This window comes from Methylomonas fluvii (assembly GCF_014850975.1).
In the GTDB taxonomy this organism is placed as follows: domain Bacteria; phylum Pseudomonadota; class Gammaproteobacteria; order Methylococcales; family Methylomonadaceae; genus Methylomonas; species Methylomonas fluvii.
The window spans coordinates 1,369,498-1,381,140 of record NZ_JACXST010000003.1 but is presented as its reverse complement, the minus strand read 5'-3'; the positions used below and the strand labels follow the sequence as shown (position 1 = coordinate 1,381,140).

The window sequence follows — 11,643 nt, the reverse complement described above, 5'->3', positions numbered from 1 at the left end:
AGGGGTTACGACCGGGTATCAAACGATTACTGTCTGCACACCTGTACCAGCATTTTGTGTCGTGATGGCCGCCATCACCGACGACATTCGGGAAAGATCGCCGAGCAGTTTCAACACCGGTTCCGGCAGGTCGCGCACCAGCATCGGGGTGGCAAAGATTTCTTTTTCCAGTGCCTTTTCCGGCATGCCCAATACTTCGACCACGTCGAATACCCAATGCCCCGGCTCGTATATCCCGGCCAGCACCGCGCTGATTTGCTCGACCAGCCTGCGGGTTTCCGGATTCAGCGACACCACGTATAAGGTCAAAACCAGCTTATGATGGTTGGCCCGGCGTTCTTCATGAATTTTGGCGATGTGTACCACTTGGGCGATATTGCGGATTTGCGAGGCCGACAAGGGTTTGCTGGCCAGTTCGAATTGCAAGCCTTCTTCATGGGCGTCTTTCAGTTGGTCCATAAATTCGGCGGCAAAGGCCGTGACGATATAGACGTTCAAGCTGGTGTCTAATGCCTTCAGGCGGCGTAAGGTCTCCACGCCATCTATGCCGGGCATGCGTAAGTCCAGAAATATCAAGTCGGGGCGATCGGTTTCCACCATGGCGATACCTAGCAGGCCGTTCTCGGCTTCGCGCACGCGATAGCCTTCTTCTTCCAGAATCAGCTTGAAGGCGCCGCGTACCGCCGGGTCGTCGTCAATTACCAGAATGTTGTTTACCATCGCCTGTGTCTCTATTCGTTAACAAATACTAAAAGTGGGGGAATTTTAACCGGATGCGGCAACCTTCGCCAATGCGGCTTTCCACGGCTATCGAGCCATCGGCATCCTGAATCAAACGGCGGGTGACGGATAAACCCAGACCGGTCCCCTGGCCGGGCGGTTTGGTGGTAAAGAAAGGATCGAACATACGGCCTTGTACCTCGTCGGGAATGCCGGGACCATTGTCTTTTATATTCAACTCTAGCATTTTTTCTGCACAGCGGACGCTGATTTCAATTTCGGGGTGCGCAATACCGCCTAGCGCATCGCGGGCATTGATCAATAGATTAACCAGAATCTGTTGCATGCTTTCCGCCGTGCAGGCGAGTTTGGGTAAGTTCTCCGGTATCTCGGTGCGAACTTGGATAGCGGTTTTGCGCAATTCGCCCTCCAGCAGCAACAAGGTTTGGCCTAAAACTTCTTCTAGCGAGCAACTGCCGGTTAGCGTGGTTTTTTGATGCATGAACACCAGCATATTCGACACAATGTTTTTGATGCGTTGAATTTGCTGCAAGGCTTGCGCCAGTACTTGCTTGGATTTGGCGTCTTCAGTGCGGTCCGAGACAAATTCCACAAAGTTCATCACGCCCATCAGCGGATTGTTGATCTCGTGGGCGACGCCGCCGACCAGCGTGCCCAGTGCCGACAGCTTTTCCATTTGCAGCATATGATCCTGATTTTCTTGCAATTGTTTGTAAGCCTGGCGAGTTTGTTCCAGCAGACGGGCGTTTTCCAAGGAAATGGCCGCTTGTGCAGTCAACAGCTCGGTCATGCTGATTTTTTCCGGGGTGAATACGCCCTCGGATAGCCGGTTTTCCAGGTAAAGCAGACCAATCAATTCGCTTTGCTTGATCACCGGCAAACACAATACCGAGCGTAAACCAAACGCTACGACCTCGGGTGCATTTTGAAACTCGCCTTCGCTACAGGCGTCGCTCAGCACAACTTTTTCGTGGGTGCGTTGCACATAATTGACGATGGCGTGGCAGATGCCGCGCACCTTGTTCAAACTGTAATAATGCTTATGTATCGTGCGCTTTTTGCCGACGTGCTGCTCGGCGGCCACCAATAGTTCGTCGTGTTGTTTGATCAACAAATAACCGTGCTGAGCTGCAGAGCTTTCCAAGACCACGGCCATGATTTTTTGCATCAATTGGGTCAAATCGATTTCTGCCGATAACGCCAACGCCGATTTCATTAAATAGCTGATGTCCAGACTAGGTAAGGTCGTGGGAGCGGGCTGAGGTTTGACTATTCTGGCGCCGGTCTCCGGACTGACGTATTGATGGCGCTCCTGCAACTGGTTGTTTTTTGCATCGGCACGGCATAAGCGGTAATGGCGGCGGGCTTCGCCGTAATACAGTTCCGCGTCGCCCAAGCGGTGCTTCAGCAACAGATCTGCCAGGGTTTCGTAAATATGGCCCGTCAGCAGGCCATAGTTCTGTGCCAATGACAAGGCAATGGCATCCATATACAGGTTGCGCGCGTCGCGGTATTGGCCCTGCTGTCTGGCAATCTCGGCATGGATAAACATTAGGTAGGGTTTCAGCAAGGGGCCGAGTTGCCCCCACGCTTCCAGTTGCGTAAGCAAGGGCGCAATTTCGGCATCAATTCGCGCCGCATCCGTTTCCGACCGCAGCAGGTTCAATATCCGAAACACATACCAAAGACGTTTCAAAACATTGTCGGTTAAGCCGTGCAAATAGTTTTCCACGGCCTTCAGCGAGAGTGCCGCCGCGCTATAGTCGCCCAGGTAATATTGGGCAAAACCCAGTAATGCGAAGTAACTGCCGGTAGCGGCAACATAGTTATTGGCCTGCCAGTCAGCCAGTGTCGCTTGCATATCGATCGGGCGGTAATCGGGCTTCATCGGTAATATCCAGCCGGCCAGCACCGCCTGGGCCAGGCCTATTGAAAACGACAACTGGTTTTTGCGGGAAAATTGCAAGCATTCATCGGCCGCTTCTTCGACCCAGCGCAGGTTTTTACCCTGGGCCATTAGATTCCACATCAGCGGGCCGTAGGATAAACCGGCGTTGTATAAGTCGCCGCAGTTCTTGCCGGACTGAATGGCTCTGTGTGCATAATCGACAATATCGGCGGGATGGCTGCGTGAGTGCATATTGCACCAGACGATGCCGTTCATGCCCCGGGTGGCGCCAAAGGTGTTGGGATATTTGGCGCACAAATCGTGCGCCAAATCCTGGTATCGAAATGCCTGGTCGAATTTGCCCTGTTCGCCCAGATTGAGGCCCATGATGGAAAACGAATAAATCACCGATTCGTCCATGCCGCCTTCCAGGCAGTGCAAGGTGGATTGGGCGGCCGACAGATAGAGCTGTGCTACCAAGCCGCACATGTACAAATCCGGAATCAACTCGCTATAAAAAGCCAGTTCGATTTTGCTTTGCCGCTGTTCGGTAAACGGCATGTTCAGAATTTTTTGCCAGACATTGTCTTGCTGCTCAATGGTCAGCATCAGACTTTCCATGCGTTGCCGGGCTTGTTCGGGATCGTCGGGAATGGATTTGTTGAAATAAGCCAAGCCACGGTTGGCCGTGGCGATAGCTTGCTTAAAGTTGCCGAATGAGGACAGGGAAGTGGTCTGATCGGCCAACGCCTCGGCCTTATCCAGGTCGCTGACGGCATGCTCGATCAGTCGATTCAGCAAGGCTTCCGAGCTGTCGTAGCGGCCGCACATCAAATCGGTTTTTGCTAAGCGCTGATAAATTCTAAACGTCAGCGCGTAGGCCGTTTCCCAACAATCCGGCGGCAAATAATGGTGGGCCTTCAGGAAAAATTCGTTAGCGGCATCCCCGGCCAGCGCATCCAGGGCTTTATTGCCGGCATTGAAGTTGATATTCACCAGCCAGTAGGCAGTTTTTTCGTCCAGATCATCCGGGCAACCCTGATTGAGATGGGCGGCGATGGTGAATAAATTGTCCAGGCTGACCAGCTCGGCACCCGGCGGCACCGCCGACAGCAAGCGATTGCCGATACGCCAATGGATGCCGGGGCGCGCCGTTGTGGCAACTTGCTGCAATACCGCTTCCTGCACCCGGTCATGGACAAATTGCAGGTCGGCTTTATTTTCCAGTATCAGTCCCATGCTTAATACCGGTTTTAAATCCTCGAACAGTCGCTCAATGGGCTTGTCCAGCACCAGCCCGACATCCTCGGCTGTAAAGCGATTACCCATGCAGGCACAATGGTAAAGAATATCTAAAGTCCGGCTGGGCAGTTTACGCACTTTGGCACTGAACAGCTCCACCACGCTGGCCGGCATTTGCGTGTCGCGGATGCGGTTCATATCCCATTGCCAGTGTTGATTGGCGTCGATGCTGAGTAAACCTTCGTTGTACAACCAGGCCAGACTTTCACTGACGAACAGCGGGTTGCCTTCGGTCAGGTGGGCGATAAAGTCGGCCAAATTGGCGGTGGCGTTCAGCGACGAATCCAGAATGTAGGCAACCATTTCGTGGCAATCGGCGTCGCTGAGTTCGGTCAAATGTATCTCGGCCAGCGGGCCGGCGTTTTCTCGCACGCTACGGATCAGTTTGGTCAAGGGGTGGCCGCTATCGACTTCGTTATGCCGATACGCGCCCAGCAAAAATAGATAGGGGTGTTCGCGGTGATTGGCGAACAGGTTTTGCAAGAAATCGAAGGTGGCGCTGTCGCACCATTGCAGATCGTCGATGAATAACACCAAGGGATTGTCCTCGCTGGCCAGGCAAGCCAGGAAGCGGCCGAACAGATTATTGAAACGGTTACGCGCTTCCACCGGCGGCAAGGGCGGAGCCTCAGCTTGCGGGCCGATGATGAATTCCAGCTCCGGCAGCACATCAATGATGGCTCCGCCGGCGTTGTCCAGCGCGTCGAGAATTTTTGCGGACCAATCATGCACTTGGGCGTCGCTTTCGGTCAGAAAGGTGCGTATCAGGTTACGCAAGGCCTGGATCAGCGAACTGTAGGGAATATTTTTTTGGTATTGATCGAACTTGCCGGAGCTGAAATAACCGCGATTTTTCACCAGCGGCTTTTGGAGTTCCTGAATCAATCGGGTTTTGCCGATGCCGGATAGACCGGAAATAAGCACCGAACGAAACCGGCCTTGGGTCACCTCGCTGTATTCCCGACGAATGAGCTCGGCTTCGCTTTGGCGGCCGACCATTTTCGAAATGAAAACCACCCGGCGGCTGCGGTCGTGTTGGCCTATGCCAAAATTCGATACGCTGCCGGTGGTTTCGTGTTCTTTTTGGCAGCGCAGCAAATCGGCCAGCAAACCGGAGGCACTTTGATAGCGTTTTTCCGGTTGCTTCAAAATCAATTTGGCGATGATTTCGCTCAGCGCATTGGGAATGCCTGGACTGATGTCGTGGACTTTGACGGCTTCCTCGGCCAGATGCGAGTGAATCAGTTCCAGCGGATCGTCGGAAAAAAACGGCAGTCGGCCCGTCAGCAGTTCGTAGAACACGATACCCAGCGAATACAAATCGGTGGAGAAATCGACCCGGTAGTTGATGCGTCCGGTTTGCTCAGGCGAGGTATAGGCTAGGGTGTTGCGGACAAATTCCGGATCGTAAATGAAATGACTGACATCGCGGATGTCCAGCGGCGTGATGAAGTCGGTCAGGCGCAGATTCAAGCTGCCGGATTGCACCAAAATATTGTGCGGTTTGATGCCGCCATGGGTAATGCCGGCATCGTGCACCGATTGCAGGGTATCGGCCAAGGAGCAGGCCAGCGTAAAAAAATCGCTCAGATTCACCGCCTGTTGTTGAGCGATCCATACATTCAGCGGTTGGCCGTTGAACCAGGGCTGGACAATGAATTGATCACCGTCGTTGGATTCCAAAGCCAACGGCGTGCAGACGCGCGGGTCGTGCAATACTTTCAGACGTTCGATTTTTTGCCGCAGGTGCCGAGATTGGTCGTCCCAACTGGATAACAGTTTCAGGCATTTAACCACCAGCGGGTATTCCGGCACGTGTTTGTGATAGCCCTTATAAACCGTGGCTTGCAGGCTTTCGCCCAGTTTATCGGTCAGCACATAGCTGTCCAGTTGCGGAGCGTTTTGGAGCGGAACGGTTCGGGTGCTTATGTCGATCATGCGCTGGCGAGTGGGAAAGTTAAGGCAATTTTCGCGGCAGTTCCGGGGGTGGGCTGTTTTATAATTCTAGTCTTGTTTTGACTCAACAGGATTAGCCATGGCCGCGACAGCCTCCACTATGCTGCCTCTGGGCAGTATCGCCCCAGACTTTTGTTTGCCTGATACCGTAACCGGCCGCGACTATGCCTTGCAGGACTTGAAAGGCGAACGCGGCACCTTGATTTTGTTTATTTGCAACCATTGCCCGTATGTACTGCACATCAAAGAGCAGTTGATTGCTATTGCCCGGCAATACGCGGCCGCAGGAATTTCGACGGTGGCGATCAGTGCCAATGACATCGAAAACTATCCGCAGGATGCGCCGGATAAGATGCAGCAGATGATGGCGGACTGGGGTCATCCGTTTGCCGCGTATTTGTACGACGAATCGCAGGCGGTGGCCAAAGCCTACCAGGCAGCCTGCACCCCGGATATTTTTCTGTTCGATGCCGATTTGGCCTGCGTTTATCGGGGGCGTCTGGATGGCGCCACGCCGAAGAACGCGGTGCCGGTAACCGGCGAGGATTTGCGCCATGCCTTGGACAATTTGTTGGCTGGAAAGCCTATCGATGCGGCACAAATTCCCAGCATCGGCTGTAACATCAAATGGAAACTGGCGGAGTAATGACGGTAATCCGGAACAAGTTGGCAATCCTGTAAAAACCGCCGCTCAGTTTTTTGAGCGGCCTGCGCAGGGGGGCATTCAGGCCGCTAAATTATTGCATTCAGCCTAAGCGGCACCGTGCGTTTTTAGCGTGGTACGTCGTCGAATTGTTCAACCAGCATGTCCAGTTCTTTGCTGAGTGCCGAGACACCGCCGCTGGCCGTACTGGCATGAACCGCATGCTCTGTGGTTTGTCTCGATAAGCTGCCGACCGCTTCTACCGTTCTGGAAATTTCTTCGGAAACAATATGTTGCTGTTCCGCGGCGCTGGCAATCTGCACGATCATGTCGTTAATGATATTGACCGACAGTGTGGTTTGTTGCAGCGATTCGGTGGAGTTTTTTCCGTGTTCCGCGCCGGTTGCCGCCATTTCCCGGACTTTAGCCATTTCCTGTACGGCGTTATTGACGCCGGAGCGCAGGCCGTCGATCATTTTGTGGATTTCCTCCGTGGATTTTTGCGTGCGTCCGGCCAAGGTTCTGACTTCGTCGGCCACGACGGCAAATCCCCGGCCTTGTTCGCCGGCGCGCGCTGCTTCGATGGCGGCATTCAGTGCCAACAGGTTAGTTTGCTCGGCAATCCCTTGAATCACATCAAGGACGCCGCCGATTTTCTTGCTGTGATCGGCCACAATTTTAATCACTGTTTCGGCTTGGCCGACCGCGACCACTAAGCGGTCTATCATTTGGATCGTATTGTTGACCCGCGAAAGCGTTTCTTGCGATTGCCGATTGACATCATTGGCGGCTTGAGCGGCACCGGCGGCACTGCGGGCGACCTCGCTGACGGTGGCGCTCATTTGGTGTATCGCCGAGGCAATCTGTTCGATTTCCGCCAGCTGCCTATCCATCGCTACGCTAACTTGGCTGACTGCCTGGTAGCTCGTATCGGCTTTGCCAGCCAGGGGTTCTGTGGCTTGAGTTAGACGGCGTATGATGGTTCGGGATTTGGCTTTTAACAGCTTCACCGCCAACAATAATTGTCCAACCTCGCCGCCATCAGCGGTGTAAATCTGCTGCATCACCGGATTGTCGATAACTCGGCGCGCTTCTTCCGCTGCGTCTTTTAAAGGTTGTAATACCAGCCAGATCCAGGCATAACCGGCCGCTAAGGGCGCGGCGAAGATTGCTGTCGCTAAGCCAAAACTGCATGTTTCGGTCAGGTATAGGCTGATGGCGGACGCTAATTGAATCAGTGCAAAACCGCTGGCCAGTTTGCCGGATAAGCCTATGCGGCTCAAAGGCGAATCAATATTTTTGCCGTTGTTCAGTTTTTCGTAGACAGTATTGGCGCGGGTTACAGTGGCTATGTCCGGTTTAACTCGTACCGATTCGTAACCGACGATTTTGCTATTTTCGAAGCGTGGTGTGACAAAAGCATCCACCCAGTAATGGTCGCCGTTTTTACAGCGATTTTTGACAATTCCCATCCACGGCCGGCCGCTCTTCACGGTTTGCCACAAATCGGCGAATGCGGCGGACGGCATGTCGGGATGGCGAACGATGTTATGGCTCTGGTTTAACAGCTCTGCCTCGCTAAAGCCGCTAGTCTCCAAAAAATCTTGGTTGACATAATTGATCTTGCCGGCGGGATCTGTCCCGGACGTGATGGTGGCCGAAGCTGCGTAAATCAATTCACGTTGGGTAATGGGTAGGTTTTTTCTCATTTTTATACCGGGTCAGCAGAGATAGAAAGGTAAGTTCCCACGCAAGCGCTGGCTGACTTGTCTGCACCGCTATTGCCGGCGAAGTATAAAGGGCTTTACGGCGATTGCAAAAACCGGTCCGTGGCTAGCCTGTGTTATCCGAAGGCCGTTTTTATTGTTAGATAGCGGCGATGCACTATGCTTGCAACGGAAAAACCTAAAATGAGGGTGGAAATGGCAGAACATCAATCACGGCAGTTGCAATTTAGCGGTAGCGGTGGCGAGTATTTCCGGATTTGGATCGTCAATGTCTGCTTGAGTATTGTCACCTTGGGCGTTTACTCAGCCTGGGCCAAAGTCAAACGTAATCAATATTTTTATCGCCACACTACCCTAGCCGGCGCGGGTTTTGACTACCACGGTGATCCCAAGGCGATCTTGAAAGGGCGCATCGTCGCTTTTCTGTTGTTTGCTTTTTATACCTTGGTCGGTGAATTTGATCGGGTTGCAGGTTTGGCAATTTTGCTGGTGATCGTATCGGTGATGCCCTGGCTGTTGATGCGTTCGCTCCGTTTCAGAATGCATAACACCAGTTACCGGGGCTTACGTTTTGCTTTTCATGGCAGCACCGGCGCGGCGTATTTCAATTTTCTGCTATTGCCGGTGTTATCGGCGTTGACTCTGGGGGCGCTGTGGCCGCTGGCGCAACAGCGCATGGCCCGTTACACCCGGGAAAACAGCACTTATGGTAACGAGTTTTTTAAATTCTTTGCCGGCAGTGGCGCCTACTACCGCATCTATCTGATGACGATATTCATAGGCGTGCTGGTGTTTGCCGGCCTGATGGCCAGCGTCATGTTGCTCGGCAGCAAGGAGTTGATCCCGGTCGAGGCGGAGCAATTGGTGGCGATGAGCGTCTTGGTAGCCGCGATAGGCACCTATCTGGCCTTGTTTTTACTGGCTTATCCCTACGTCGCGGCGCGTCTGCAGAATTTAGTCTGGAATAGCACGCAATTGGGTCCGCATGGTTTTCAGGCCCAGCTGCAAGCGCGGGAGATGCTGGGTATTATGTTGGGCAACGTACTGCTGACGTTGTTGACCTTGGGGCTGTACAAGCCGTTCGCCGATATTCGCTTGGCGCGGTATCGTATCGAGCGCGTCGCATTATTACCGCGCGGCAGCATCGACGAGTTTGTGGCTGGTTTACAGACAAATACTTCCGCCGCCGGCGAGGAAATGGCCGAGATGTTTGATTTTGATATTGCCTTGTAAAAATGTGGCTCACGGCTGTTTACTACGATGGGCGGCAAGCCCGGCCACATCCGGTTACCCTCTGTGTGGAGGGCGAGAAACTGTTGTTGCAGGGTCGGGACATTGTCCGTCGTGAAGCTTTAGCCAGTCTGAAAATTCCGCCGCCGCTCGGCAGCACGCCGCGCCTGATTTTGTTCGCCGACGGCGCCCGCTGCGAAGTCGCGGACCGGCAAGGCTTTGCCGAGATGTTGCAGGATGCAGGTAGTAGCGCGGTGGCGGGTATGGAAAATAGTTGGTGGTATGCGTTGGCGGCGTTGCTGTTAACTCTAAGCCTGCTCGTTGTTGCGTATTTGTTTGGATTGCCTTACGCGGCGCGGGCGGCAGCGGACCAAGTGCCGGTTTATTTGCTGGAACGGATGGATACGCAGTTTTTCGCCAGCCTTGATCAAACCTTGTTGAAGCCCAGTACACTAAGCGCGAAACGTCGGCAAACCATTCAGGATGGCTGGCAGCGCTTGGCTTTGCCGCCGGGTGAGGATCGATCGGCCAATATTGAATTTCGCGCTAGCCCGGCATTGGGCGCCAACGCTTTTGCGTTGCCTGGCGGCAGCGTGCTGCTGCTGGACGACTTGGTGAGTTTGGCGAGCAACGACCAAGAAATTTTGGCGGTGCTGGCCCACGAAATGGGCCATGTGCACGAAAAACATGCCTTGCGGCAGATGCTACAGGCTTCCGTGATAGGCTTGGCGATGGCTTGGTACATTGGCGATGTCAGCAGTCTGCTGGCTGTCGCGCCGACTGTATTGCTGGAAACCCGCTATTCGCGCGATTTCGAACGCCGCGCCGACGCTTTTGCTGCGGAGCTGTTGCGCGCCAACGGTATTCCGGTCAGTCGGCTCGCGGATATATTGGAAAAACTGGAGGCCGCCCATCAAACTGCAGTAGCGAAACAGCCGGTAGAATCGGTCGAAGCTATGGATTATTTATCCAGCCATCCCAATACCGAGGAGCGGATCAAACGCTTGCGCGGTTTGTAAAATGCTCGGCAGCCGGATTAATTGATATGTATCAGGAGAACAAAACACCATGAAACGTCTTTATGTCCTCGCGCTGGCGGGGCTGATGGCCGCCGGCGCAACCGGTTGTGCCTATACTGCCAAGCCTGATCCGCAGGCGCAAAATCGCAAAGTGCATCACGTGGTTATCGTTTGGTTGAAACGAGCTGGAGACGAACAACTGCGGCAACACTATATTCAACAGAGTGAAGGCTTGGCAAAATTGCCGGGCGTGCTGGCTTACACTGTCGGTACGCCGGCGGCGATTAAGCGCGGACGCGCGAATACGGCCTTAGATGATAGCTATGACGTGGCCGTATCCAGCATTTACGAAAGCCAGCAGGCATACGAGGCGTTTTTGCAGAATCCGGAATATCTGCGTCTGGCGCAACAGGAGCTGCGGCCCTTGGTAGATAAATATAAGGTTTACGATTTTATCGACTAATGACGTCGTTACCAGCCGTTTCCCGGATTTGTAGGCAGGAATGGCTGGAACAGTATCAATCTTGCTTTTTCAGCGCCGGCAGCATGTGGCTTAAGGTGTTGTCGCGCTGCACGTAATGATGAAATAGTACCGCCGATACGTGTAAGCCAATCAGGTAATAGCCAATCACTCCGCCGGTTTCGTGTATTTCTTTGATCGTTTTGGCTAGTTCCTTGTTTTCGGCGATCAGTGCCGGCAACTCCAGGCCAAAAAACGGAATGGTTTTACCGGCCGCGCTTAATGCCAGCCAGCCGGCTATCGGCATTCCCAACATCAATCCATAAAGCAATAGATGCACCAGACGTGCTGCCTGCCGTTGCCAGGCCGGCGGTTCCGGCAATATGGCCGGTGTGGGGCCGGCCAGACGGAAACCCAGTCTCGGCAACAGCAGCATTAACACCAATAAACCCAGCATAAAATGCAGGGCTTTCATGGTTTCACGCGGGTCGCTGCCTTTGGGGAACAACTCGCGTAGTTCGATACAGGCATACCCGGCTGCCATCACGATAAAGGTCAGCCAGTGCAAGGCAATCGTCATCGTGCCATAGCGTTCGTTTGCTTGGTTTTGCATCGTTAATTACTCCTTTTTGCCAAGAAAATGATAATACGCCGATTTTGCAATAAGCCGATTTGTC

General features: G+C 53.6%; 8 protein-coding genes. 4 read left to right on the top strand and 4 right to left on the bottom strand.

Translation table 11 applies throughout. From position 1 onward, the window contains the following. Positions 1-18: 18 nt before the first annotated feature. Together EBB_RS23875 and EBB_RS23870 are read right to left on the bottom strand one after the other, a co-directional pair. Entirely contained in the window at positions 19-720 is a 702-nt protein-coding gene (locus EBB_RS23875; RefSeq protein WP_192396137.1) for a response regulator, read from the bottom strand. A gap of 28 nt (positions 721-748) precedes the next feature. Further along, positions 749-5,869 carry an AAA family ATPase gene (locus tag EBB_RS23870; protein ID WP_192396136.1) on the bottom strand — a complete coding sequence of 1,707 codons (5,121 nt, stop codon included), beginning with the start codon at positions 5,867-5,869 and terminating at the stop codon, positions 749-751. 97 nt (positions 5,870-5,966) lie between these two features. Here EBB_RS23870 and EBB_RS23865 point away from each other — a divergent pair, with 97 nt between their 5' ends. Then, complete coding sequence (locus EBB_RS23865) at positions 5,967-6,533, top strand: thioredoxin family protein (RefSeq protein WP_192396135.1); 567 nt, start codon at positions 5,967-5,969, stop codon at positions 6,531-6,533. A 125-nt stretch (positions 6,534-6,658) separates the two neighbouring features. Here EBB_RS23865 and EBB_RS23860 read toward each other — a convergent pair whose 3' ends face one another. Beyond that, positions 6,659-8,239, bottom strand: coding sequence for a methyl-accepting chemotaxis protein (locus EBB_RS23860; protein ID WP_192396134.1), 1,581 nt, complete (start codon positions 8,237-8,239; stop codon positions 6,659-6,661). A 213-nt stretch (positions 8,240-8,452) separates the two neighbouring features. Here EBB_RS23860 and EBB_RS23855 point away from each other — a divergent pair, with 213 nt between their 5' ends. The 3 genes from EBB_RS23855 to EBB_RS23845 are packed head-to-tail and all read left to right on the top strand — an operon-like array spanning position 8,453 to position 10,969. Further along, a complete protein-coding gene (locus EBB_RS23855; protein ID WP_192396133.1) occupies positions 8,453-9,490 on the top strand; it encodes a YjgN family protein in 1,038 nt (345 codons plus the stop codon). A gap of 2 nt (positions 9,491-9,492) precedes the next feature. Continuing rightward, positions 9,493-10,506, top strand: coding sequence for a M48 family metallopeptidase (locus EBB_RS23850; RefSeq protein WP_192396132.1), 1,014 nt, complete (start codon positions 9,493-9,495; stop codon positions 10,504-10,506). A gap of 49 nt (positions 10,507-10,555) precedes the next feature. Beyond that, positions 10,556-10,969 carry a Dabb family protein gene (locus EBB_RS23845; RefSeq protein ID WP_192396131.1) on the top strand — a complete coding sequence of 138 codons (414 nt, stop codon included), beginning with the start codon at positions 10,556-10,558 and terminating at the stop codon, positions 10,967-10,969. A 55-nt stretch (positions 10,970-11,024) separates the two neighbouring features. On the opposite strand, the gene EBB_RS23840 is transcribed toward EBB_RS23845, so the two are convergent. Continuing rightward, positions 11,025-11,579, bottom strand: coding sequence for a cytochrome b (locus tag EBB_RS23840; RefSeq protein ID WP_192396130.1), 555 nt, complete (start codon positions 11,577-11,579; stop codon positions 11,025-11,027). Positions 11,580-11,643: the final 64 nt, after the last annotated feature.